The 24563-nt window shown below is 68.7% G+C and carries 24 protein-coding genes; 9 read left to right on the top strand and 15 right to left on the bottom strand.

Annotated elements, in window-relative coordinates; translation table 11 throughout:
* Positions 1-10: 10 nt before the first annotated feature.
* Complete coding sequence (locus VI08_RS11095; RefSeq protein WP_045829654.1) at positions 11-610, bottom strand: SGNH/GDSL hydrolase family protein; 600 nt, start codon at positions 608-610, stop codon at positions 11-13.
* Positions 610-1854: an aminotransferase class I/II-fold pyridoxal phosphate-dependent enzyme gene (locus VI08_RS11090; RefSeq protein WP_045829653.1), complete on the bottom strand. Its 1245-nt coding sequence runs from the start codon at positions 1852-1854 to the stop codon at positions 610-612. Before VI08_RS11090 ends, VI08_RS11095 begins: the two co-directional genes overlap by 1 nt.
* Positions 1855-1950: 96 nt before the next feature.
* Here VI08_RS11090 and rsgA point away from each other — a divergent pair, with 96 nt between their 5' ends.
* Positions 1951-3006, top strand: coding sequence for a ribosome small subunit-dependent GTPase A (gene rsgA / locus VI08_RS11085; protein WP_045829652.1), 1056 nt, complete (start codon positions 1951-1953; stop codon positions 3004-3006).
* On the opposite strand, the gene VI08_RS11080 is transcribed toward rsgA, so the two are convergent.
* From VI08_RS11080 to VI08_RS11060, 5 genes are all read right to left on the bottom strand, one after another.
* Positions 3007-3666: a zinc ribbon domain-containing protein gene (locus VI08_RS11080; protein WP_198148926.1), complete on the bottom strand. Its 660-nt coding sequence runs from the start codon at positions 3664-3666 to the stop codon at positions 3007-3009.
* A gap of 86 nt (positions 3667-3752) precedes the next feature.
* A complete protein-coding gene (locus tag VI08_RS11075) occupies positions 3753-4769 on the bottom strand; it encodes a Csu type fimbrial protein (RefSeq protein ID WP_045829650.1) in 1017 nt (338 codons plus the stop codon).
* Positions 4766-7114 (bottom strand): fimbria/pilus outer membrane usher protein, encoded by a 2349-nt coding sequence (locus tag VI08_RS11070; protein ID WP_198148925.1) that lies wholly within the window; start codon positions 7112-7114, stop codon positions 4766-4768. The genes VI08_RS11075 and VI08_RS11070 overlap by 4 nt, the downstream gene beginning before the upstream one ends.
* On the bottom strand, positions 7068-7805 hold the full coding sequence (locus VI08_RS11065) for a fimbrial biogenesis chaperone (protein ID WP_052697833.1): 738 nt from the start codon (positions 7803-7805) through the stop codon (positions 7068-7070). Before VI08_RS11065 ends, VI08_RS11070 begins: the two co-directional genes overlap by 47 nt.
* A 2-nt stretch (positions 7806-7807) precedes the next feature.
* Positions 7808-8314 (bottom strand): Csu type fimbrial protein, encoded by a 507-nt coding sequence (locus tag VI08_RS11060; protein ID WP_045829649.1) that lies wholly within the window; start codon positions 8312-8314, stop codon positions 7808-7810.
* 401 nt (positions 8315-8715) lie between these two features.
* Here VI08_RS11060 and VI08_RS11055 point away from each other — a divergent pair, with 401 nt between their 5' ends.
* From VI08_RS11055 to VI08_RS11030, 6 genes are read left to right on the top strand one after another with little or no spacing between them, the layout of a single operon-like run.
* Entirely contained in the window at positions 8716-9666 is a 951-nt protein-coding gene (locus VI08_RS11055) for an alpha/beta fold hydrolase (RefSeq protein ID WP_232309528.1), read from the top strand.
* 7 nt (positions 9667-9673) lie between these two features.
* A complete protein-coding gene (locus VI08_RS11050; RefSeq protein WP_232309527.1) occupies positions 9674-10078 on the top strand; it encodes a hypothetical protein in 405 nt (134 codons plus the stop codon).
* Positions 10071-10265 carry a helix-turn-helix transcriptional regulator gene (locus VI08_RS11045; protein ID WP_045829647.1) on the top strand — a complete coding sequence of 65 codons (195 nt, stop codon included), beginning with the start codon at positions 10071-10073 and terminating at the stop codon, positions 10263-10265. The genes VI08_RS11050 and VI08_RS11045 overlap by 8 nt, the downstream gene beginning before the upstream one ends.
* A gap of 4 nt (positions 10266-10269) precedes the next feature.
* A complete protein-coding gene (locus VI08_RS11040; RefSeq protein ID WP_045829646.1) occupies positions 10270-11835 on the top strand; it encodes an alpha/beta hydrolase in 1566 nt (521 codons plus the stop codon).
* Positions 11832-12566: an ATP-binding cassette domain-containing protein gene (locus tag VI08_RS11035; RefSeq protein WP_045829645.1), complete on the top strand. Its 735-nt coding sequence runs from the start codon at positions 11832-11834 to the stop codon at positions 12564-12566. The genes VI08_RS11040 and VI08_RS11035 overlap by 4 nt, the downstream gene beginning before the upstream one ends.
* Positions 12563-13738 carry an ABC transporter permease gene (locus VI08_RS11030; protein ID WP_045829644.1) on the top strand — a complete coding sequence of 392 codons (1176 nt, stop codon included), beginning with the start codon at positions 12563-12565 and terminating at the stop codon, positions 13736-13738. The genes VI08_RS11035 and VI08_RS11030 overlap by 4 nt, the downstream gene beginning before the upstream one ends.
* Positions 13739-13842: 104 nt before the next feature.
* Here VI08_RS11030 and VI08_RS11025 read toward each other — a convergent pair whose 3' ends face one another.
* The gene (locus VI08_RS11025) at positions 13843-15957 is read right to left on the bottom strand and encodes a TonB-dependent receptor family protein (RefSeq protein ID WP_045829643.1); all 2115 of its coding nucleotides are present in this window, start codon (positions 15955-15957) and stop codon (positions 13843-13845) included.
* Between the two features lie 126 nt (positions 15958-16083).
* Between VI08_RS11025 and VI08_RS11020 the strand changes: the two genes are divergently transcribed.
* Entirely contained in the window at positions 16084-16920 is an 837-nt protein-coding gene (locus VI08_RS11020; RefSeq protein ID WP_045829642.1) for a class I SAM-dependent methyltransferase, read from the top strand.
* Between the two features lies 1 nt (position 16921).
* Positions 16922-17452 (top strand): pseudouridine synthase, encoded by a 531-nt coding sequence (locus VI08_RS11015; RefSeq protein WP_045829641.1) that lies wholly within the window; start codon positions 16922-16924, stop codon positions 17450-17452.
* Positions 17453-17554: 102 nt separating this feature from the next.
* On the opposite strand, the gene dgoD is transcribed toward VI08_RS11015, so the two are convergent.
* The 7 genes from dgoD to VI08_RS10980 are packed head-to-tail and all read right to left on the bottom strand — an operon-like array spanning position 17555 to position 24557.
* A complete protein-coding gene (gene dgoD / locus VI08_RS11010) occupies positions 17555-18706 on the bottom strand; it encodes a galactonate dehydratase (protein ID WP_045829640.1) in 1152 nt (383 codons plus the stop codon).
* Positions 18707-18708: 2 nt separating this feature from the next.
* On the bottom strand, positions 18709-19320 hold the full coding sequence (locus tag VI08_RS11005; protein WP_045829639.1) for a 2-dehydro-3-deoxy-6-phosphogalactonate aldolase: 612 nt from the start codon (positions 19318-19320) through the stop codon (positions 18709-18711).
* 4 nt (positions 19321-19324) lie between these two features.
* On the bottom strand, positions 19325-20134 hold the full coding sequence (locus tag VI08_RS11000) for an SDR family oxidoreductase (RefSeq protein ID WP_045829638.1): 810 nt from the start codon (positions 20132-20134) through the stop codon (positions 19325-19327).
* Positions 20131-21024 carry an SMP-30/gluconolactonase/LRE family protein gene (locus tag VI08_RS10995; protein ID WP_045829637.1) on the bottom strand — a complete coding sequence of 298 codons (894 nt, stop codon included), beginning with the start codon at positions 21022-21024 and terminating at the stop codon, positions 20131-20133. Before VI08_RS10995 ends, VI08_RS11000 begins: the two co-directional genes overlap by 4 nt.
* The gene (araH, locus tag VI08_RS10990) at positions 21024-22025 is read right to left on the bottom strand and encodes an L-arabinose ABC transporter permease AraH (RefSeq protein ID WP_045829696.1); all 1002 of its coding nucleotides are present in this window, start codon (positions 22023-22025) and stop codon (positions 21024-21026) included. Before araH ends, VI08_RS10995 begins: the two co-directional genes overlap by 1 nt.
* Positions 22026-22029: 4 nt before the next feature.
* Entirely contained in the window at positions 22030-23565 is a 1536-nt protein-coding gene (araG, locus tag VI08_RS10985) for an L-arabinose ABC transporter ATP-binding protein AraG (RefSeq protein WP_232309526.1), read from the bottom strand.
* On the bottom strand, positions 23565-24557 hold the full coding sequence (locus VI08_RS10980) for an arabinose ABC transporter substrate-binding protein (RefSeq protein WP_045829636.1): 993 nt from the start codon (positions 24555-24557) through the stop codon (positions 23565-23567). Before VI08_RS10980 ends, araG begins: the two co-directional genes overlap by 1 nt.
* Between the last annotated feature and the right edge of the window lie 6 nt (positions 24558-24563).

Below are 24563 nucleotides of genomic sequence, written 5' to 3'. Positions count from 1 at the left end.
TTCGGCGGGTCTAGAGTTCTTTGATCGCTGCTTCGGCCTGGGGCAGGATCGCTTGTACCCACTTCGCATACTGCGCGGCTGAGGGGTGCAGGCCGTCGTCGACGACTTCGTTGGCCGCCTTGCGCGAGATGCCGGTCACGTCGACCCAGCGGGCGAACGCGCGTTGCGATTCGTAACGCGCGATGGCGTTGAACGCATCGATCTCTTCGCCGATCTTCTTGCGATCGCGGCCTTCGGCGAACGGCGTGACGCCCCAATCGGGGATCGACACGACCACCACGCGGCGCACATCCCCTGCGAGTGTGCCCGCGCGTTTCAGCAATGCCACGAACTGCTCACGGTATTCCTCGGCGGAGCGCCCGCGGTACTGGTTGTTCACGCCGATGAGCAGCGTGACGAGGCCGTAGCGCTTGTCGAACGTGGCCGCGCCCATCGCGGCGGAGAGCTCATCGGTGGTCCAGCCGGTGGTGGCGATGATGCGCGGCGGCTGCACGTCGAAGCGTGCCTCGCGCAGGCGCGCGGCGAGCTGCACGGGCCAGCGGCCGTTTTCCGCCACGCCCTCGCCGATGGTGTACGAATCGCCGAGGGCGAGGAACGTGATGGCCGGCATCAGGCGACGGCGCTGGCGGGCGGGCGGTCCTCGGCGGCCATGCGGCCCAGCACGCGGTCCATGCGCGTGAACACCTCGGCAAGCTGCGCCGGTTCCGGCAGCAGCGTGAGGCGCAGGTGGCGGCTGGCGTGCAGGTTGAAGCTGGTGCCGGGCACCACGAGCACGCCTTCTTCCTCGAGCAGGCGCAGCGCGAACGCGGTGTCGTCGAAGTGCGCGATGGCATCGGCGCGCACCCACGGGAACGCGTAGATGGCGCCGCCGGGCGATACGCAGTCGAGGTACGGGCTGGCCGCGACGTGGTCGAGCACGATGCGGCGTGCCTCGTGCAGGCGGCCGCCGGGCGCGGTGAGCTCGCCGATGGTGGGCTTGTCGAGCAGGGCGGGGCGCACGGCCCATTGCGCGGTGACATTGGCGCACAGGCGCAGGGCGGCGAGCAGTTGCAGCGCGTCGCGGTACTCCGCGATGCGGGCCTTCGCGCCGCTGAGGCTCATCCAGCCCACGCGGTAACCGCACGCGCGGTGCACTTTCGACAGGCCGCCGAAGCTGACGCAGGGGTGGTCGCCGGCCACGGCCGCGAGCGGCTGGAACGGCGTGCCGTCGTAGAGGATCTCGTCGTAGATCTCGTCGCACAGCAGCAGCAGGTGGTGCTTGCGGGCGACGGCGACGATGCGTTCCAGCAGGGCCCTGGGGTACACGGCGCCCGTGGGGTTGTTCGGGTTGATGAGCACGAGGGCGCGCGTGCGCGGGCCCACCAGGGCATCGATCTCGTCCGGATCGGGCAGGTGGCCGTTCTCGGCCAGGCAGCGGTAGTAGCGCGGGCTGCCATCGTTGAGGATGGTGGCGGCGCTCCACAGCGGGTAATCGGGGCTGGGCAGCAGCACTTCGTCGCCCGGCTGCAGCAGGGCGCGCAGGGAGATATCGATGAGTTCGCTGACGCCGTTGCCGATGAACACGTGCTCGGCGTCGACGCCCACGGCGCCGCGGGCGGCCTGCTGGGCGACGATGGCGTCGCGGGCTTCTTCCAGGCCCTGCTCGTGGCCGTAGGCCTCGCTATCGCCCAGGTGGGTGGCGATGGCCTCGCGCAGGTGGGTGGGCGTGGTGAACCCGTAACGGCCGGGGTTGCCGATGTTCAGCTTGATGATCGGCTGGCCGGCCGCTTCCATGTCGCGGGCGCGCCGGGTGAGGGCGCCACGGATTTCGTAGCGCACTTCCGCCAGGTGCGCGCTGGGCTTGATCGAGGACACGTTCTGGGTCTTCCGTTGCGGTTCTGCCCGATCCTAGCAGCGTCCGGATGGCCCGGCGAGGCGGAATTCGGGCCCGGAGCGGGCATAATCGCGGGCATGACCGACTCAGAAGGCCTGGCGCGACTGCGTCACATCGGCTGGCGCGACGACGCCCTGCCCGACGATCCACGACGCCTCGCGCGCGTCGTGGCGCAGCACCGCGCGGGCTACGAGGTCCATGACGGCACCGCCGCCTTCAACGCGCAGCCGGCCGGCCAGTTCCTGAAACGCGGCCTCGACCCGGCCCTGCGCCCCGCCGTCGGCGATTTCGTCCTGCTCAGCCATGCCAGCCACCCGGTGATCGAAGCCGTGCTGTCGCGCCGTTCCACGCTCACCCGCGCGGCCGCCGGCGAGCGCTACGAGCGCCAGGTCATTGCCGCCAACATCGATTACGTGCTGGTGCTCACGGGCCTCGATGGCGACTTCAACCCCTCGCGCATCGAGCGCTACCTCACGCTGGTGGAGGGCTCGGGCGCCCGCCCGGTGGTGCTGCTGAGCAAGGCCGATACGGGCGTGGACGTGGAAGCGGCGGTCTCGTCGCTGCGCGCGCGCCTGCCGGCCGAGGCCGAGGTGCACGCCATCAATGGCAAGGACCCGGCCACCGTCGGCCTGCTGGCCCCTTACCTGGGGCCCGGCATGAGCGCGGTGCTGGTGGGCTCATCGGGCGCGGGCAAGTCCACGCTCACCAATACGCTGCTGGGCGAGGAAAAGATGGCCACGGGCGCCGTGCGCGACCACGATAGCCGCGGCCGCCACACCACCACGCACCGTGCGCTGCTCAGCCTGCCCACGGGCGGTTGCCTCATCGATACGCCAGGCATGCGCGAGCTGAAGCTCACGGGCGAGGAGAACCTCGACCTGTTCGCGGATATCGAGGCCCTGGCGGCGCAGTGCCGCTTCGCCGATTGCGGCCACGGCAAGGAGCCGGGCTGCGCCATCCAGGCGGCGCTGGCGTCGGGCGAGCTCTCGCCGCAGCGCTGGCGCAACTTCCTCAAGCTGCACGAGGAACGCGAGGAGCAGGCGGCCACGATGGAGGCCCGCCTGCGCCGCAAGGCCGGGCCGAAACCCGGCGGCAAGCCGCGCCGGGGCGGCTGGTCGCACGACGACGACTGATCAGGCGGCCTTGCCGCACTCCGGGCAGAACTTCGACCCCGGTGGCACCTCGTGCTGGCAGCCCGCGCAGGTGCGTACCTGGTTGAGCGAGGTGCCGCACTCCGGGCAGAACTTGCCGCCGCCGGTGGCCGCGCCGCAGGCGGGGCAGGCCAGTTGCTTCTGCGCCTTCACGTCCACCTTCGCCGCGTTTTCCATGCCCTGCGCACGGGCGTCCTCGCGGGCCTTCTCGACCAGGCCGCCGTGGCGTGCCTCGGCCACTTCCGCCTCGATGCTGGGGGCGCAGCGATGGCACAGGCCCTGCTCGATGTTCCAGCACTTGTCGCAGACGTAGCTGCTGCAGCGGGCGCAACGGTGGAAGTGCGCCTTGGCTTTCTCGATGGCATCGCGCAGCGCCTCGTCGCGGGCGGTGCCCCAGCCGGCACGGGCATAGCCGTCGGCCGCGTCGTCGAGCGTGCTGCCCACGTTGCCCAGGAAGCCGCTGGCCACGCCGCTGAGGCGCTGCAGCCAGCCGGCCGCCTGCGCGCTGCGGTAGGGCTCGAACGGCGAGCGCCAGGTGTCGTTGCAGTCTTCGCAGTAAAAATCGAACTGGAACCCCGCGCCGGTGCCCTGCTGCTGGCTCTGGTCACGGAAGTTCTTGGCGAAATGGAGTTCCCCGCCCATTGGCATCCTCAGTGTCTTTCCCACCCTGCGGGGGCAGACGGTACCGCCAGACGGTGAAGGTTGCCACCCTGGCGGCGGGGAGCGGTTCAGTAAGTGACCGTGATGGTGATCGTATCGCTGTAATTGCCGGCCGCGGCGGCGGCCTGGGCCGGCACGCGCCCGTACACGGTAAGCCCCTGTTCCGCGCCGCTGCCCGTGCCGCCCAGCGTATCGCTGTTGAGCGTGTTGCCCCAGCGCTGGGTGTGCTGGGTATCGGTGTAGAGCTCGTAGCTGACGTACTGCCCCGCCGCCACCATGCGCCGGGTGTTGCCGCTGGCATTGAGGCCGTTGTCGAGGCCCACCTGGTAGGCCGCCCGGTTGGTGCAGGTGACGCGTACCAGCGAGGTCTGGTCGGTGTTGCTGGTGAGCAGGCCGGAGACCGAGCCGAAGTTGAGGTCGGTGGCCGTGGCCAGCGTGCATTTCGGCGCCACTGACGCCGTCGCGGTGATGGTGGGCCCGGCGATGGTCTGCGCGGCGGCGGTGCCGGTGGCCGTGCACGACGAGGGGTAAGTGCCCAGTGACAGCAGGGCCTCGTTGTAGGTGTAGGTCAGTGCCGTGCCCGCCGTGCTGCCAAGCAGCGTGCCGGTGTACGCGCCGGGCGAGAGCGTCGACTGCCCGGCGGGCACGCGCCCATACGCGGTGACGCTGCCGGTGAACACCGCGCCGTTGCTGAGGATCGGTATCTGCCCACTGACCTGGAGTGGCGCGTAGGTGACGTTGTTGAGCACGCCCCAGATCGAGGTGCGCGACGCGTCCTTGAACACCTGGTACTGCATGCGGTCGTTGAGCGGGTCGACCATGGTGCGTGGCGCCAGGTTGCCGAGATCGTCCTGGCCCACGCCCACGCACATGGTGATGTAGCTGCCGAACAGGGCGCCCAGCGTGCCCGAGTAGGTGCAGCTGATGTTGATCGTCGCCGTGGTGTCGACGAACGAGCCCGTCGGGTCGACGGCACCGAAGGCAAGGTTGGTGATGCTCGTGATGCGGCACGTGGTCGTCGCCTCCGCACGGGGCGCGGCGAACATGCCCATGCAGGCCAGCAGCAGTAGCGCGAGCCACCTCATGGCGATGGCCTGCAGGCCAGCGGGCCCAATTGCGGCAGGTCGCGCGCGCTGGCGGGGTAGGTGAGCGTGGCCGTGCAGCGCGTGCCATCGGGTTTCGTCACGGTGAGCTCGGTGCTGCCCTTCAGGTTGTCGAGGTAGGCCTGGCCGTCGTAGCCGACGATGGCGGGTTCGCCACTGCCGGTATCCACGGTCGCGCCCACGGGGAGCGGCGTGCCGGCCTCGTCGACGAGGATGGCGAGCGCGGCGCGCACGCGTTTCACCGGGAAGTGCACCATCACGCCGGAGCGATCGGACGGCGCCACCACACTATCCACCCGCTGCACGCGCTCGTCGGCGGGCAGGTCGATGGGGTCGATGGCGAGCCGGTTGTCCTGCCATGCGTTGAGGCGAGAGACGAGCAACAGGCCACGGCTGTCGGTGACACCGGTGCGGCGGTTCTCCAGCAGCACGGGGATGCCGGCGGCGCCTTCCGTGCTCACCACCGCGAAGGCGTCGTCGATGCGCCGCGCCGCGAACACGTGCCCGCCCATCCACACGACCGCGCCATTCGCATCGGCATAGGTGTACGTCGACGGGCCGATGGAACTGGCACCCACCGTGACCTGGCCGTCGTTGCCCAGCCAGCCCATTTCGCCGAGACCCCCGCCATCGGCGCCGCTGCGCCCCTGCACATGCCAGCCGAAGCCGCCATCGCCGTCGATGGGGCGGCTGGCGTCGATGGTGCCGAAGGTGCGGGTGCGGTCGCGTTGTGCCGAGGCCGTCCAGGTCGTGCGCTCGTCGAGCGCCCATGTGATGCCGATGAAGAAGCTCCGGTCGGCATGCTCGTCGAGGTTCTGGTTGAGGCTGGCGTTCACCGCCACGCCGCGGCCGAGGTTGCGCAGCACGAACATGCCCACGTAGCGCGACGCGGGGTTGCCCGCGTAACGCAGGCGCACGTAGTTCGCGCCGAAGCTGGATTCGCGGATGTTGAAGCCGATAAGCGCGCGGTCGCTGTCGCGCGGCGGCGGCGAGCCGTAGTTCGATGCCACGTCGCGGTAATGCGCATTGCTGCGTAGCGAATCCAGGGAAACATTGACGTAGCGGCCGCTCCAGGAGAAGCCCGCGCCGTACTGCGCGCCGCCACCGCGCGATGCCGCGTAGGAGGCATTCAGCACGCCGGCACCAAACGGGTTCCACACGGCGCCGGCACCTGCCGTGCCGCGGCCGTCGCCTGCTTCCGCGTGGGTTTCCAGGGTCAGGCGGTCGGTGATGCCGCGCCGCCACGTGCCGCTACCGATGGGCGCGTCGCCATAGGCAAACGAATCGATGCCGTATGCCTCGCGCACGGTGCCCAGTTCCACCGACCAGTCGTCGAGGCCCTGGCGAAGCAGCTGGCGCGCGGCATAAAACGGGAAGGTGACCGTGCTGCTGCGGCCCAGCGCATCGGTGAGCACCACTTGCGCCTGCCCGGCCTGGTCCACGCCCGGCACGGCCGTGAGCTGGAACGGGCCCGCGGGTACCTTGCCGCTGTACTGGCGGATGCCGTCGACATAGAGCTCCACCGACGATGGCGCCGCGGCCTGGCCGAAGAACTGCGGCAGCGGCGCGGTGACGCGATACGGCTGCAGCGCGAAGTCGGTGCCGAGCGCGATGCCGCCGATGCGCGTGGCGCGGCTCCACGAGGTATAGCCGGTGAACGTATCGCCGACGGTGAGCACCATGGTCTTGTCGGGGAACGAAAGGCGCCACTGCGTATCGAGGCGCACGGTATCGCCCGTCCAGCCGCTGCCAGGCAACTGGTAGCGGCGCGTGAGCGAGGTGTTGCTCAGCACGCCCAGGTCTTCGCTGAAGGCGCGCAGTTCGGCGAGGCCGCTGATGTTGCCGAGGCCGCCACCATGCGCGGCATAGACGTCATAGTTGAGGAGCAGGCCGGTGCCGCTGGTGGCCTTCGTCGCCTTGCGCTCGGGCTGGTTCAGCACCTGGCGCGGGAGGTGGAGCCTGCCCGTGGGCATGTCGATGGTGACGCGTTGCTGGCCCACGTCGTAGCTGTAGCGCAGCCCGTCGATGTCGAGCAGGCAGCGCATCTCATCGCCTGGTGGCAGCACGAAACCCAGTGCACGCAGGTCGGCGGCGTTCGCGCACAGCGCCTCGCCGCGGCGAATGAAATGCATCAGCCGTTCGGTGGTGGTGCCGTTGAGCACCACTTCCAGGTAGAGGTCTTCGCCGGCCACGGCCACGCGCGGGTCCGCCGTCGGTGGCGGTATGGCATCGGTGGCGTGGTCCAGCGCGTGCACGGTGGCGGCCTTGAGCGCGAAGACGCTAGCGGCTAGCCGCGTCCACGACCAGGGTCGACTCGCTCGCCTCACCGTTGATCCTCGCGCGTAGGGCGCCGGCGCGACGCACATCCGGCGGCAGGGGCCATGCCATGGTGCTGCCCGGGAGCACGTAGCCCACCAGGCCCGGTACAAGCGGCACACCCTTGGCGCCCACGCCGGTTTGGGTCACGTCGGCCACCTGTGCGTGGCCCGAGCCCGTGTTATGCACGCTGAGCCGCGGGCCGTCGGGGGTATCGAGCCAGTTCGATTGCAGTGTGGCGCTGACGGTGGGGTCGCCCGCCGGCGCGAGGAAGACGGGTACCGAATAGCGCAGGACGAACTTCAGGCCGCCCTTGTCGGCGCCATCGACGGGCAGCTCGTCCACCACGACGCGATACGCCGCCTCCTTGCCGTCCGAGGGCGGCGCCACCTGGCGAATGACACGCACCAGCTGGCGGTCGCCCGGCGCGATGGTGACCATGGGCGGGCTGACCACCAGATCGTGCGAGGCCTCGAGCACGTCCTTCCCATCGACCTGGGTCCAGCGGAACACGCGCACCTGCGCGTGCAGCGTGTCGCTGCCCGTGTTGGTGAGCCACAACGCCTCGGCCTGGTCTGACGCGGCCACGTGCAGGCCGATCGGCGATACCTGCAGGCCGCTGGCGAAAGCCACCGGCAGCACCGTGGCCATCGCGGCAAGCGCGATGGCCAGGGCGGCAAGGCGGGCGGTGCGTCGTGGCACGGTCAGTATGTGATGGTCGCGGTGATCACGTCGGCATAGCTGCCAGCGGGGAAGTTGGTGGACGGCACGCGGCCAAACACAGGCACGGTCTGGTTGCTGCCGCTGCCGGTGCCCGCGTACACGTTGCCGCTGCCACCCGTCGTGCTACCCCACACATCGGCGGCGGTGCGCGTCGCGGCGCGGTAGAGCTGGTACGGCACCAGCGAGGTGCCGCTGCTCATCTTCCGCGAGTTCACGTCGGTGCCGTTCTGCCCGTTGTCGAGCGCGATGGTGTACGGCGCGCTGGGCGTGCAGTTCACGTTCAACGCGCCCTGGTTGTCGACGTTCGTGGCGGTGGAGGGCTGCGAGCCGAAGTTCACGTCAGTGGGCGCGGTGGTCGTGATGTTGCACGCCGCGGTGATGGTGATGCGCACGTTGAAGGTCGTCGTCGCCGTGGCGGCGTGCGCGGAGCCCGCGGCCACGGCGAGCGCGGCGGCGGCGGTGAAGGCGATGCTGCGGAACATGGTCATGTGAGGTCTCCTGGACTCCCGCCGCCGTCTGGAAGGGCGTGACGTAATGCCGTCGTTGCAAGGATCGATACCGGCGAGGGCGTTGCGGGTGAATTTCACGCTCCGCTGCCGGAACGACCTACAGGTGCCGAAACGGGGTAGTGTTTTGTCAAGCTCGCTTGACATCCGGAGTGCCTGGGGAGGAAAGTCGGCCTGGCCCTGCGGGGAAGCTGCCAGGGCAGCTATCGGCTGGCCCCTGACGCGGCGCGTCGCGTTTCGCCCGGCGGCGTCGGGATCCCGGCGCCAGGTGACGCGGATCACGAAACCGCGATGTAAAGCACCCTTGACACGGTGCCTCGGTCGGCGCAGGATGATGTCAAGCGTGCTTGACACGCTCCATCCAGCCACGAAGGGGTCCGACCATGTCTCATCGCATCGTGTTCGCGTTCCGTGCCGCCGCCGTCCTCATGGCCGCCTGTGCCGCCGCCACCCTCCATGCCGCCACGCCGGGTGCCGCGCCGGCCGCCGCCAGCGCCACCACCGGCAGCACCCAGGTGGGTACCTTGACCATCGAGCGCCACGGCAAGGCCGGCCGCCCGGTCATCCTGGTGCCCGGGCTCGCGGGTGGCCCGTGGGTGTGGAAGGACACCATCGCCGATCTCGAAAAAAGCCACGTCGTGTACGCCGTGACGCTGGCGGGCTTCGACGGCACCCCGGCCCCCTCGGCCGACGGCAACTGGATGGATCGTGCCGATGCGTCGCTGGCGCAGTTCATCCAGCAGAGCCACCTCGACAAGCCGATCATCGTGGGCCATAGCCTGGGCGGCACGCTGGCCCTGCGCTTCGCCGGCCGCCACCCCGATCTCACCGGCGGCGTCGTCGCGGTCGACGGCCTGCCCATCTTCCCGGGCATGGAGCGCGTCTCGCCCGACCAGCGCGCGGCCATCGCCGCGCAGCTGAAGGCGAAGACCGAATCGGCCACGCCCGATGCCTTCAAGGCGCAGCAGCTGCAGTACATGCAGGCGGTGGGCACGCTCGACCCGGCGACGGCCACCCGCGTCGCGCCCTTGAACGCACGCAGCGACCAGAAAGCCGTGGCCCGCTACATGGCCGAGGATGCCGGTGCGGATTTCCGTCCCGAGCTGAAGGCGGCGAAGGCGCCCATCCTGGAGATCACGGCGTTCGCCGACCAGGACGCGCAGATGGGGCCGGTGAAAATCACGAAGGAACAGAAAGTGGCGTACTACGCCGCGCTGCTCGCCGACGCACCTAACGTCAAGGTGATCGCGCTCGCACCGTCGCGGCACTATGTCATGCTCGACCAGCCTGCCGCCTTCGGCAAGGCGCTCAACGACTTCATCGGGGCCCACTGACATGGCGATGCGTGCCGTCCACAAGCGCTACCTGCGCGAGTTCTTCCCGGCCATGGCGGGCTATGTGGTGCTCATCTTCGCCTCGGTGTACTGGCTGAAGACACTGGACGGCACGCTGGCCCGCGCCGTCGTCACGCTGCTGCCGGCCATCCCCATCGCCTTCGTCATCCGCGCCATGGTGCGGGTGATCCGCGACCAGGATGAGCTCGAACGCCGCATCGACCTCGAAGCCATCGCCATCAGTGGCGGCATCGGGTGCTTTGGTTTCTTCACCTACGGCCTGCTGCTCAACGCCAAGGTGCTCGCCATGCCGCCCGCCGCCGCCGTCGCGATCTGGGTGTTCCCGATCTTCATGGGGCTGTTCGGTATCGCCAAGTGCAGCATGCGCCTCTACTACCGTTCCCATGAATAACCGTGTCCGCGAACTCCGCACCGGCCTGGGCTGGTCCCAGGCCGACCTGGGCGAGCGCCTCGATGTCTCGCGCCAGACGGTGAACGCCATCGAGACGGGCAAGTACGACCCGAGCCTGCCACTGGCGTTCAAGATCGCCCGGCTGTTCTCGCTCACCATCGAATCCATCTTCACGCCGGAGGCATGAAGGCATGAAACGCGCTCCACGCATCGCCATCGTCATCGCCATCGCCGTCGCCGTCCTTGCTGGCCGGCAGGCCCTGCACCACGGCGACGCCGCCACGGCCGCGCCGAAGAAGCACGCCGTGGCAAGCCAAGCACCCGCCGTGCCACGCACGTGGAAGCTGGGCTCGCTGGAACTGCACCCGTGTGAACTGCCACAACCGCATTCGGGCCTGTCCAGCGCCGCGTGGTGCGCGCCGTTCGAAGTGCCCGAGGACCGGGCCAACCCGGGTGGCCGCAAGATCGCCATGCGCCTGGCCATCATCCGCAGCAGCGCGCAGGTGCCCGCCGACGACCTCGTGGTGTTCCTCGCCGGCGGCCCGGGGCAGGCGGCCACGGAGACGTACTCGAGCATCGCGCCGGCGGTGGCACCGCTGCTGGCGCACCGCAACGTCGTGCTGCTCGACCAGCGCGGCACCGGCGGCTCGCATCCGCTCAGCTGCCGCGACGGCGACGACCACGACGTGCCGGGTGGCTCGGAAGAAAACCGCGGCGTGGACATGGATGCCGTGCGCAAGGAGACGAAGCATTGCCTCGATAGCCTCTCCGCGCAGGCCGACGTGCGTTTCTACACCACCACCGACGCGGTGGCCGACCTCGAAGACCTGCGCAAGGCCCTGGGCTCGCCGCCGTTCGATGTGTTCGGTGTCTCGTACGGCACGCGCGTGGCCCAGCAGTATGCGATGCGCCACCCGCAGGCCGTCCGCACGCTGGTGCTCGACGGCGTGGCGCCGAACGCGCTGGTGCTGGGCGAGGATTTCGCGGTGAACCTCGACGCGGCGCTGAAGGCGCAGTTCGCCCGCTGCGCCAACGACGAGGCGTGCCGCGCCCGCTTCGCCGACCCCTACCAGACCCTCTACCAGCTGCGCGACGCGTTGCGCGCCAACCCGCACAAGGCGAGCTTCCGCGATCCGCAAACCTACGCCACCACGCAGCGCGTGCTCAGCGAATACGCACTGGCCACCGTGGTGCGCATGTTCGCGTACTCACCGGAGACCGCCGCGCTGCTGCCGCTTTCCATCGATGCCGCGGCGCGTGGCGATGTCGGCCCCTTGCTGGGCCAGGCCAAGCTGCTCACGGGCGACCTGGGCGACACCATGGATGGCGGCATGCAGTATTCGGTCATCTGCTCCGAGGACGCCGACCTGCTGACGCCGCGCCCGCAGGACAAGGACACGATCCTGGGCGACACCATGATCGAAGCGTTCCGTTCCGCGTGCTCGGTGTGGCCGCATGGCACGCGCCCGGCGGATTTCCACCAGCCGCTGCACAGCGCCGTGCCCGCGTTGCTCATGTCCGGCGAGTTCGACCCGGTCACGCCGCCGCGCTATGGCGACGAGGTGCTCAAGGGCCTGCCCAACGGCCGCCACTTCGTGCTGAAGGGGCAGGGCCACAACGTGGTGGCGCGCGGCTGCATGCCGCGCCTGCTCGACCAGTTCATCGACAAGGCCGACGCGAAAAGCCTCGATGGCCAGTGCCTGGAGCGCCTCTCGCCCGTCCCTGTCTTCGTGGGTTTCAACGGAGCCACGCCATGATCGAAGTAAAGGACCTGCACAAGGCGTTCGGCGACGTCAAAGCCGTCGGCGGCGTGAGCTTTACCGCGCGCGATGGCGAGATCACCGGCCTGCTCGGCCCCAACGGTGCCGGCAAGACCACCACGCTGCGCATGCTTTACACCCTGATGAAGCCCGACGCCGGCCAGGTGCTGGTCGATGGCATCGACGCCGCGGCCGACCCGGTGGCCGTGCGCCGCCGGCTGGGCGTGCTGCCCGATGCGCGTGGCCTCTACAAGCGGCTTACCGCCGCCGAGAACATCACCTACTTCGGGCGCCTGCAGGGCATGCAGGACGCGGAAATCGAACGCCGCCGCGAAGCGTTGATCGACGCCCTGGAGATGCGCGACATCGCCGGGCGGCGCACCGAGGGTTTCTCGCAGGGCCAGCGGGTGAAGACCGCCATCGCCCGCGCGCTGGTGCATGACCCGCGCAACGTGCTGCTCGATGAGCCGACCAATGGCCTCGACGTGATGGCCACGCGGGCCATGCGCCGCTTCATGCACCAGCTGAAGGCCGAGGGGCGCTGCGTACTGTTCTCCAGCCACATCATGCAGGAGGTGGCCGCGCTGTGCGATCGCATCGTGGTCATCGCCCACGGTACCGTCGTGGCAGATGAAACGCCTGCAGCGTTGCTGGCGCAGACCGGGGAGGCGACGCTCGAGGACGCCTTCGTCAAGATCATCGGTACCGACGAGGGCCTGGCCGCATGAACGCGTTCTCCGCCGTTTACTGGAAGGAAGTGCGCGAGAACCTGCGCGACCGCCGCACGCTCGTCAATGCGCTGCTCACCGGCCCGCTGCTGGGGCCGGTGCTTTTCATCATGCTGATGAACGTCATGGTGAACCGCGAGTTGGCGCGTGCCGACCAGCCCATCGACGTGCCGGTGATCGGCGCGGAGCTGGCGCCGAACCTGGTCAACGCGCTGAAGGGCGCGGGCATCGACGCCGAGCCGGCCGTGGCCGACCCGGAGCGTGCCGTGCACGACATGGATGCCGACATCGTCATCCGCATCGCACCTGACTACGTCAAGGCCTGGAACAAGGGCCAGCCCGTGCAGGTCGAGCTGGTTTACGACTCCTCGCGGCGCGACGCGAACACGGCCGTGGCCCGCGTGCGCAACGTGGTGGAAAGCTACGCCAAGCGCGAGGGCGCCATGCGGCTCATCGCGCGCGGGTTGTCGCCCGCCACCGCATGGCCGGTCACCGTGGCCGACCGCGACCAGGCCACCTCGCAATCGCGCTCCGCGCTGATGTTCTCCTTCCTGCCGTACTTCTTCGTGCTCACCGTGTTCATGGGCGGCATGTACCTCGCCATCGACCTCACCGCCGGCGAGCGCGAGCGGCAATCGCTCGAGCCGCTGTTCGTGAACCCGGTGGCGCGCTGGAAGCTGCTGGCCGGCAAGCTCGCCGCCATCTGCACGTTCTCGCTCATCAGCCTGCTGCTGAGCGTGCTGGCCTTTTCCACGGCACCGTGGTTCATCCCCACCGAAAAACTGGGCATCGCGCTGGATTTCGGCGTGCACTTCGGCGCGCGGGTGCTGCTGCTGATGCTGCCGCTCATCGCGCTGCTGGCCGCGCTGCAGTCGCTGGTATCGGCTTTCGCCAAGAGCTACCGCGAGGCGCAGACCTACCTGTCGATCCTCATGATCATCCCCATCCTGCCCAGCGCGCTGCTCTCCGTCATCCCCGTGCGCCCCGAGCCCTGGATGTACGCCGTGCCGCTGCTCGGCCAGAACCTCGGCATCGTGCAGCTGATGCGTGGCGACGGCGTCACCGGCCAGGAAGTGCTGCTATGCCTCGCCGGCGGCTTCGCTGCCGCGGCCCTCGCCATCATCGCCACGGCGGTGATGTACCGCAGCGAACGCCTGGCCATCTCCGGCTAGCAAACGCACCGCCGTGTAGGAGCCCACCCCGTGGGCGACAGCTCTTCCGCGAAAAGCTGTCGCCCACGGGGTGGGCTCCTACAACGGCGGTACCAGCTACCGCATCAACGCCAGCGGACGTCCACACCCACCAGGAACGTACGTCCCGGTGCCGGTTCGAAGTACCGGCCATTGCCGTCGTTGACGATGACCGAGCCGATGACGTGGCGGTCGGCCACGTTGTCGACGCGGGCGAAGGTGTTGATGCGCCACGGCCCGTTGTCGAACACGTAGCCGCCCGACAGGCCGAACAGCGCATAGCCCGGCGCGGTGGCGGTGCCCAGGTCGTTGGCGGTGGTGGCGCCCATCGCGTTCATGTCGATGCCCGCCTGCACGCCGGTCTCCGCGCCGTACTTCAGCGCGGCGTAACCCATGGCGCGCGGCACGCCCGGGATGCGGGTGCCGGCGGCGACCGGGGTATCCGGCGCGGCACAACCCGCCGCGACGCAAGTGAGGAAGGGTGTGCGGAAGCTCGCCTGCAGGTGCGTGTATGACGCGACGAGGTGCAGCGCGTTGGCCAGCTCGCCGTCGAACGATGCCTCGATACCCTGGCGGCGCGAGCGGGCGATGTTCTGGTAGGTGGTGCGGCCGCCCACGTTGGTCGCCACCGCCAGTTCGTTGTCGCTGTCGGCACGGAACACGGCCACGCCGGCGTTGATGCGGTCGGTGGGCTGCAGCTTCAGGCCTACTTCCATGTTCTCGGATTTCGACGGCCGCAGGTCGAAGGCCAGGCCCGCGCCCCCGTCGGCGCGGTAGCCGATTTCGGAGAACGTGGGCGTCTCGAAGCCGCGGCCCCAGTTGGCGTACACATGCGCCCACGGCGCCGCCCGCCACAGCACGCCAAACACCGGCGTGGTGGCCGAGTACGCCTCGCTGCCGCTGTCATCCGGGTTGCCCGGCGCGATGTAGCGGTCATCGGAGGTGAAGTGGACATCGCTGTGGCGCAGGCCGCCCATGAGGGTCCAGTCCTGCGCTACCCGCCACGTGGCCTGCGCGTACTGGTCGAAGTCGAACACGCGGTCGATCTCGTCGCGGCGCTTGTCGCCGCGCACGCCCAGCGTCGCGCCCACGAAGTTGTTGTAGCCCTCGCGGTGCTGGTGTTGGTTGTCGTACGCCACGCCCGCGGCGAATTCGAAGGGGCGGCCAAGCACATCGTCGCGCCACGTCCAGCGGGCATCGCCGCCGCCGTAGGCATTGCCGAGATCCACTACGCCGCCCGAGTTGCCGCGTTGGGCGGTTTGCGTCGCCACCGGGATCGACAGGTACTGGGTGACCGTGCGCTGGCCGTAATAGCCCATGACGCGCAGGCTGTTGCGGTTGTCGATGCGCTGGTCGTAGATGAGCCCGGCCTGTTGCTGGTCGGCCGACTTGCGCGTGTTGTACGTCTCCGCCACGGTCGCCACCTGGCGCGGATCGGCGTGGAACTGCGCCTTGGTGAGGCCGAGCGGATCCTGCGCGCCGGGGATGTCGACGGCGTTGAGCACCAGCGTGAGCTTGCGGTCGTCGTCGATCTTCCAGCCCAGCTTCGCGTTGCCCGATTCACGCCGCGCGGCGCTGTGGTCGCGGTAGCCACTGGTGCGGAAGTGGCTGAGGTCGACGTTGTAGTCGACGGGGCCCTCCACGCCACGCGCGTTCACCGAGCTGCGGAACACGCCATTGCTGCCACCGGCGATGCCGAAGCGCAGTTCGGGCGGCTCGGTGCCATCCGCCGTGAACAGCTGGATGACGCCGCCCGAGGCATTGCCGTACAGGGCCGAAAACGGCCCGCGCAGCACTTCAACGCGCTCGGCCGAATCCAGGTTGAAGTGGGTGACCTGGCCCTGGCCATCCGGCATGGTGGCCGGGATGCCATCGGTATACAGGCGGATGCCGCGGATGCCGAAGGTGGAGCGCGCGCCGAAGCCGCGGATCGAGATCTGCGTATCCTGCGCGTAGTTCTGCCGGTCGCGGGCGGTGACGCCGGGGATCGACTGCAGGCGCTCGGACAGGTTCACGTCCAGGGTGCCGTCGGGTGGCGTGCGCACCGAATCGATGGCGGCCGGGATGTCGTACGGTGACTGGGCGGTGCGGGTGGCCGTGACCACCACCGGGGCAAGGGGCTCGGCTTGCTGGGCGGCGGCCGTGCCGGCCAGCGCGGCGAGGATGGCGCCCGCAAGCAAGCGCGCAGGGGGGAGCTGCATGGGGGAATTCCCTGTGGGGAAACCCCATGATGATCGACCCGGCGTGAGGGGTATCGCAAGGCACACGTCGTCGCAGGGGCGCCGTGCTAGATTTCCGGCCCTGTCCCCACAACGCTGGTGCATGCCATGAAGCAGCTTCTCCTCGCAGGCCTCCTTGGCCTTACCCTCCCGGCCGCCGCCATGGCGATGGAAGCCGACCAGCCCGCGCAGGCCACGCCGCCGGCCAGCGCCGCGCAGGCATCGTCGAGCCAGCTCGATGCGGCCATCGCCGGCAAGTGGCGCGACCCGAAGAACACGGCGCGGGACCCGTACCGCCACCCGAAGGAAATGCTCACCTTCTTCGGCATCCGCCCCGACATGACCGTCATCGAGATATGGCCCTCGGGCGGCTGGTTCACCGAGATCCTTGCGCCGTACCTCAATGCCAACGGCCAGTACATCGGCGCGCTGCCCCCGGGCTCGAAGAGCAAGACGGCGCTGGAGAACAAGTTCAGGTTCGGCCCGCAGCAGTACGGCAAGGCCAAGCTCATCGAGTTCGACAACAAGGCACCGAACCTCGGGCCCGACGCCTCGGCCGACATGGTGCTCACCTTCCGCAACGTGCACAACTGGGCGGCCGACGGCAGCGCCGAGACCATGTTCAAGGCGTTCTTCAAGGTGCTGAAGCCGGGCGGCGTGCTGGGCGTGGAAGACCACCGCGCCGACAAGGGCAAGACCCTCGACCAAGTGGTGAACACCGGTTACCTGCCCACCGACTACGTCATCAAGCTCGCCACCGATGCCGGCTTCAAGCTCGACGGCCAAAGCGAGGTGAACGCCAACCCGAAGGACAACCACGACCACCCGAAGGGCGTTTGGACCCTGCCGCCCACGTTCGAGCTGGGTGACAAGGACAAGGCGAAGTACCAGGCCATCGGCGAATCCGACCGCATGACCCTGCGCTTCGTGAAGCCCGCGAAGTAAGGTGCTGGTCGCCCTGAACAAGCCCTTCGGGGTGCTGTGCCAGTTCACCGACGAAGCCGGCCGGCGCACGCTGGCCGACTTCGTCAAGCAAAAAGGCGTGTACGCCGCCGGGCGCCTCGACCACGACAGCGAAGGCCTGCTGCTGCTCACCGACGACGGCAGGCTGCAGCACCGCCTGGCCGACCCGAAGCACAAGCAGCCGAAGACCTACGTGGTGATGGTCGAGGGCACGCCGTCGGAAGAATCGCTGGAGAAGCTGCGCCGCGGCGTCGTGCTGAACGATGGCCCGACGCTGCCCGCCGGTGCCGAACTTATCGACGAGCCCGGGTGGCTATGGCCACGCGACCCACCGGTGCGTTTCCGCAAGACCGTGCCGGATGCGTGGCTGCGCATCACGCTGCGCGAAGGGCGTAACCGCCAGGTGCGGCGCATGACGGCGGCGGTGGGGTTGCCGACGCTGCGGTTGATCCGCGAGGCGGTGGGGGATTACCGGCTGGATGGTTTGGCGCCGGGCGCCACGAGGCTATTGTAGGAGCCCACTCGTGGGCGACATCTTCTCGCGAAATGCAGCAGGCCCTGTTGCGGTATCGCGAAAGATGTCGCGCGCAAGCGCGCTCCTACGAGGAGCGGGCCCCTACCACTCCGCGACGGAACCGTCCGGATGCCGCCACAGCGGATTGCGCCAGTCCTGCACCTCGCGGCTGCGCTCGATCACCAGCGCTTCGTCCACGTCGATGCCCAGGCCCGGCGCGGTGAACGGCTGGGCGTAGCCGCCGTCGTCGAGCTTCAGGGCATCCTTGTTGCGGACGTAGTCGAGCACTTCGCCGCCCTTGTTGTAGTGGATGCCCATGCTTTGTTCCTGCAGCGTGGCGTTCCAGCTGACGAAGTCGACATGCAGGCACGCGGCAAGGGCGATGGGGCCGAGCGGGCAGTGCGGGGCCAGGGCCACGTCGTAGGCTTCGGCCATGGCGGCGATCTTCACGCACTCGGTGATGCCGCCGGCGTGGGAGAGATCGGGCTGCAGGATCGAGATGCCGCCGCGCTCGAGCACGCCCTTGAACTCGAAGCGCGAGTACATGCGCTCGCCCGCGGCGAGCGGGATGGAGGTGGCCGCGGCGATGCGCGGGTAGTGCTCGGCCTGCTCGGCCAGCACCGGCTCCTCGATGAACAGTGGGCGGTAGGGTTCCAGTTCCTTGACCAGCACCTTGGCCATCGGCGCGGAGACGCGGCCGTGGAAATCGAGGCCGAACTCGATGCTGTTGCCGAAGGCTTCGCGGATCTCGGCCACCTTGGCCACCGCGGCATCCACCTGCTTGCTCGAGGCGATGATGGCCATCTCCTCGCAGCCGTTCATCTTGAAGGTGTCAAAGCCGTGGGCCAGGCGTTCCTTCATCTGCGCGATGATGTCGGCCGGGCGGTCGCCGCCCACCCAGCAGTAGGTCTTCATGCGGTCGCGGACACGGCCGCCGAGCAACTCGTACACCGGCGCGTTGAGCACCTTGCCCTTGATATCCCACAGGGCCTGGTCGATGCCGGCCAGCGCGCTCATGAACACGGCGCCGCCGCGGTAGAAGCCCCCGCGGTACATGGCTTGCCACAGGTCGTTGATGCGCGAAGGGTCTTTTCCGATCACGAACTCGGCGAGCTCGTGCACGGCGGCTTCCACCGTCCGCGCGCGGCCCTCGACGACGGGTTCGCCCCAGCCGACCACGCCCTCGTCGGTCTCCATTTTCAGGAACATCCATCGAGGCGGAACGCGGTAGGTCGTGATCTTGGTTACTTTCATGCTTAGACCGAGCGGTAGGCTTTGACAAAGGCTTCGGCGCGTTCGCGTGTACGCGACACCGGTTGGCCCGGCTTGTAGAGGTCGCTGCCGAGCCCGGCGCCGATACAGCCCGCGTCGAGGAATTGTCCTACATTTTCCGGCGTGACGCCGCCCACCGCCAGTAGCGGAACGTCGGGGGGCAAAACGGCCCGGATGGCCTTGATGTACGAGGGCCCGTAAATGCTGGCCGGGAACAGCTTCAGGGACTGGGCCCCGGCCTGCAGGGCCGTGAAGGCCTCGCTGGGGGTGGTGAAGCCGATCGAGGTGTACATGCCCCGGGCCCGGCCCTGGCGGATCACGGCCGGGTCGGTATTGGGGGTGACCAGCAGGTGGCCACCCAGGTCGGCCACCCGGTCGACGTCGGCCGGGGTGAGCACGGTGCCGGCCCCGACCAGGGCCCGGTCGCCCGCGACCTGGGCCGCCATGGGGATGCTGCGTTGCCAGTCGGGGGAGTTGAGGGGTACCTCGATGGCATCGAAACCGGCTTCGATCAGCGCCTCGACGTGCGCGACGATGTCGTCCGGGGTGATGCCGCGGAGGATGGCGATCAGGGGGAGCGCGGTGGGCCAGGCCATGGGCTTACTCGTGGTAGAGCTGGGAACGGCCGCCATCGATGCGGATATCCGCCGCATTGATGTAACGGGCTTCGTCGGAGGCGAGGAAGAGGGCGGTGTAGGCGATCTCGCCCGGCTCCCCGATGCGCTTGTTGGGCAGTATCTCGGTCTGCTTGCGGCGCTCGGCCGCCGGGTCGGCCGCGGCGGCGAACCCCGCCTCGGCGATGGCGGTGAGCACCAGGCCCGGCGAGATCGAGTTCACCCGGATATTGCGTGCGGCGTATTCGATGCCCAGCGCCTTGGTGAGGCCGATGAGGCCGTGCTTGGCGACAGGGTAGGGGAAGCAGTGCGGGATGATTTTGTGGCCGTGCACCGAGGCGATGTTGATGATGCTGCCGCGGCCCAGCGAAAGCATGCCGGGCAGCACGGCCTTCGCGCAGTTCCAGGCGCCCTTCAGGTCCACCTCGAAGCAACGCGTCCATTCCTCGTCGGTGAGCGCGAGCGGCTCGTTGAATACGTTGATGCCCGCGTTGTTCACCAGCACATCGGGGGCGCCGAAGCGTTCGGTGGCGGCATCGACCATGCGCTGGATGGCGGCCGGGTCGGTGACATCGGCTTCGAACAGCATGGCCTTGTCGGTGTCCAGCTCGCTGAGCGTCTGGCGCGCCTGTGCGTTGTCCTCGAGCACGTTCAGCACCACGGCCGCGCCGTGCGCCGCGAACAGCTTTGCGGTGGCCGCGCCGATGCCCTGCGTGGCGCCGGTGATGACGGCCACCTTGCCGGCTAGGCGCGGCAGCGGCGTGGTGCGCGGGTCACCCTGTGGCACCGCGCTCATGCGCCCACCCCGCGCCCGTAGCGGGCCTCGGGGAGGCCACGGCCGCGTGGCGGCGTGCCGATGAAGATGGCGCCGTTCAGGGGTTCGTCTTCCAGCACGGCTTCGTCGATGTACTTGAAGGCCGAGGTGACCACCATGCGATCGAGGCCTGGGCCGGCGAAGGTGACGCAGCTGGGCTGCCGTGCCGGCAGTTCGATGGTGGTGTCGACGCGGCCATCGGGCGTATAGCGCACCACGCGCGACGCGCCCCACTCGGCGTTCCACAGGAACCCCTCGGCATCGACGGTGGAGCCATCCGGTTCCATGCCCTTGCGCAGCTCGGTGAACACGCGGATGCGGTCGACCTCGCCGCTGGCGGCGTCGTAGTCACAGGCCATGATCTGCGCCGTGGGCGAATCGGTGAAATACATCGTGCCGCCATCGGGGCTGAAGCAGATGCTGTTGGTGATGGCGGCCTTGGGCAGCGCCAGGCGGTGCAGGCGGCCATCGTGCGTGTAGCGCCAGAACGAGGCTACCTTCTCCGGGCCGGCCTCGTTGAGCGTGCCGAACACCAGGTTGCCGCCACGGTCGCAACGGCCGTCATTGGCGCGCGTGCCGAGGATATCCGGCTCGATATCCTCGAGTACCTGTAGCGTGCCATCGCGCGTGTCGTAGCGTGCCACCTGCTTCTCGAGCGCGAGCAGCAGCACGCCCTTCTCATGGGTCAACGCGAAGCAGCAGACGCGTGCCGGCAGCTTCGCCTCGGCCACGTGGCCCGTGGCGGGGTCGTACGCGAATAGCCGCGACGTGGCGATGTCGGTCCAGCGCACCACGTTGGCCAGGTCGTCCCAGATCACGCCCTCGGCGTGCGCCTGGCGGTCGGCGGAAAGGGGCTTGAAGGTATCGGTCATCAGCGCGACTGCCTGCGGTTCTTGAGCTGGTCGACCAGCACGGCGATGAGCAGGATCGCGCCGCGCACCAGGTACTGGTAGAAGGCGTCGATGTTCATCAGGCTCATGGCGTTCTGCACGGTGCCCATGATGAGGACGCCGACGAGCACGCCGCTAATGCTGGCGCGGCCGCCCATGAGCGAGACACCGCCCAGCACGCAGGCCGAGATGACGTTGAGCTCGAAGCCCTCGCCGGCGTTGGGCTGGCCGCTGGTCATGCGCGAGGCCAGGATGATGCCGGCCAGCGCCGCCACGACGCCCTGGATGAGGAAGATGGCGATGCGGGTGCGGTCGACGGCCACGCCCGCGAGGCGCGCGGCATCGGGGTTGCCGCCGATGGCCAGCGTGTTGCGGCCATAGATCGTCTTGTTCAGCAGCACGCCGAAGACGACGAAGCAGGCCACGGTGACCCAGACGGGAACGGGCAGGCCGAACAGCTCCAGCGCGCCCAGGGTGAAGAAGGCTTCGCTGGTCACGCCCACCGCCTGGCCATGCGAGGTGATGAAGGCGAGGCCGCGGACGATCTCCATGGTGGCCAGCGTGGTGATCAGTGCGTTGATCTTCAGCTTCGCGATGACCACGCCGTTGATGGCGCCGATGACGGCACCGGCGACGAGGCTGGCGGCGATGCCCAGCACCACGCTGCCCGAGGCGTTGGCGACGATGGCGCACATGACGCCGGCGAATGCGACCGTGGAGCCGACGGAAAGGTCGAAGTCGCGCGATGCGAGGCAGAACATCATGGTGCAGGCCACCATGCCGATCTGCGACACGGAGAGCGCAAGGCCCACCACGTTATCCCAGCTGAAGAAGTACTCCACCGTGAAACTCAGCACGGCGAACAGCACGATGAAGATCAGGATCAGGCTGTAGTCGTCGACGATATGCCAGAGCAGGGCGCGGCGGCGATCCGCCTGCGTCTCGCGGGTGGCCCCGATGGCGGCGGCATTGGTCTCGGTCATGGCTTCAAGCATTCCTCATGGGGGTGGCGCTGGCGCCTTCGGGCAGCGCGGCGGCGAGGACGTTCTCCTCGTTCGCTTCGCCACGGTTGAACTGGGCGGTGATGCGGCCTCGGCACATGGTGATGACGCGGTCGGCCACGCCCAGCACCTCGGGCAGCTCGCTCGAGATCATCACCACGGCGACGCCGCGGGCCGCCAGCTCGTACAGCACGTTGTAGATCTCGTTCTTCGCGCCCACGTCGATGCCGCGGGTGGGTTCGTCGACGATGAGCACGCGCAGGTCTTTCTCGGCCAGCCAGCGCGACAGCACGGCCTTCTGCTGGTTGCCGCCGGATAGCAGGCGGATCTCCTGCTTGCGGTGGGGCGTGCGGATGCGCAGGCGCTCGATGTAGGTGTCGGCCGTGCGCGCCTCGTTGCGGTCGTTGACGAACAGCCCCGCCGTGAGGTGGTTGCGCCGTGCGCTGATATTGATGTTCTCGGAGACCGAGCGCACGCCGATGATGCCGTCTTCCTTGCGGTCCTCGGGGCAGAACACCAGCCCGCTGCGGATGGCGTCGCGGATGTGCGAGGCCTTCACCGCGCGCCCGTCCACGGTCACGTCGCCACCGAGGCGGCGGTCGGCACCGTACACAACGCGCATGATCTCGGAGCGGCCCGCGCCCACCAGGCCAAAGAAGCCGACGATTTCGCCCGCGCGCACCTCGAAGCTCACGGGCTGCTGCACGGCACGGCCGGTGACACCCTTCACGGCCAGGCGCACCTCGCCCTGTTCGCGCGGCTTGTAGCCGAAGATGTCGCCGATGTCGCGGCCCACCATGCGCTGCACGAGCGTATCGCGGGTGACGCCTTCCAGCGTGTCGAAATCGGCCACCTTGCGGCCGTCACGGAAGATGGTGGCCGCGTCGCACAGCTCGAAGATCTCATCGAGGCGGTGCGAGATGTAGATCATGGCCTTGCCCTGCGCGCGCAGGTCGTTCACAAGGCGGAACAGCACCTCGGTCTCGCGGTGCGACAGCGAGCTGGTGGGCTCGTCCAGGGCCAGGATCTTCGCGTCGCGCAGTATCGCCTTCACGATCTCCACCATCTGCCGCTGGCCGATCGAGAGCGACTTGAGGCGGGCGCGCGGGTCGAGGTCCACGCCCAGCGCATCGAGGCGCTCACGGGTCCATTTCAGCGCGGCGCGGCGGTCGACGAGGCCGAAGCGCGTGGGCAGCCGCCCGAGCAGCAGGTTCTCCATGACGGAGAGCTCGGGCACGTACTGAAGCTCCTGGTGGATCACGGCGACACCGGCGGCGATCGCGTCGGCGGCCTTGCGGAAGTGCATGACCTCACCGTCGATCGCCACCTCGCCCTCGTCGGGGATGTACTCCCCGCCGAGGATCTTCATCATCGTGGACTTGCCGGCCCCGTTTTCACCGAGGAGGCCGTGCACGCTGCCGGCGCGCACGCTGAAGCCCACGTCGCCGAGCGCGCGCACGCCCGGGAAGGTCTTCCCGATATGGCGGAATTCCAGGCGTGGCGCGGTCGTGGCCATGGTCATCAGAGCCCCATTTCCTTGCGCACTTCGCCAGCGTTGGCCTTGGTGACCAGGCGGCCGGTGGTAAGCGTGAGCGGCGGCGGGGCCTTGTCGTTCTTGATCCACTCGTACATGTCGACCGAGGTTTCATAGCCATGGCGCTTCGGGCTGATCAGCACGCTGCCGAAGAAGCCCGTGGGCTCGGCCTTGGCGAACTCGTTCAGCGCCGACTTGCTGCCGCCAATGCCGACGCCAATCATGTTGTCGGCGCGGAAACCACGGCCTTCGGCGGCACGCACGGCGCCCAGCACGGCTTCGTCATTCAGGCCGAACGCGACCCAGTGCTTGTACTTCGGGTTCTGCGTGATGGCGATGTTGGCGGCGTTGAAGGCGTTCTCGGTGTCCGTCTTCGCCTGCGGCGCGTTCACCACGTTGGCTTTCGGGAAGCCCGCGGCCGTCAGCGCGGTGATCGCACCGTCGGTACGGTCCTTCGCGGTCGGCAGCTGGTCGTACGAGATGCGCAGGGCGCCGGTTTCTTCCGGCTTCCAGCCACGCTTCTTCATTTCGTCCGCGATGGCCTGGCCCACCTGCTCGCCGATCTTGCTGGCGGAGATGCCCATGTGCGGTACGGCCTCGATGGGCTTGCCCGAGCCGTCGACGAGGCGGTCATCCACGGTCATGAGCTTAAGGCGGTTCATTTTCGCCTTGGCGACGATGGACGGGCCGAGCTTCACGTCAGGCGTGCAGATGACGAAGCCCTGCGCGTGCTGCGCCTTGAGGTTGTCGATGGCAGTGAGCACCTGGCCACCGTCTGGCGCGGCGATCTTCACCAGCGTGAAGCCCTTCTCCTTCGCTGCCTGCTCGGCGTACTTCCATTCGTCCTGGAACCAGGGTTCCTCGGGCTGCTTGACGACGAAGCCGATCTTGACGGGGTCATCGGCGGCGAACGCGGGGCTGGCGGTCAGGGCCAGGGCCAGCGCAAGGGCTTTGAAACCCACGGCGATCTTGTTCTTCATGCGGTC

The organism is Luteibacter yeojuensis, assembly GCF_000964085.1.
GTDB lineage: Bacteria > Pseudomonadota > Gammaproteobacteria > Xanthomonadales > Rhodanobacteraceae > Luteibacter > Luteibacter yeojuensis_A.
This window is presented reverse-complemented; position numbering and strand designations above follow the sequence as displayed.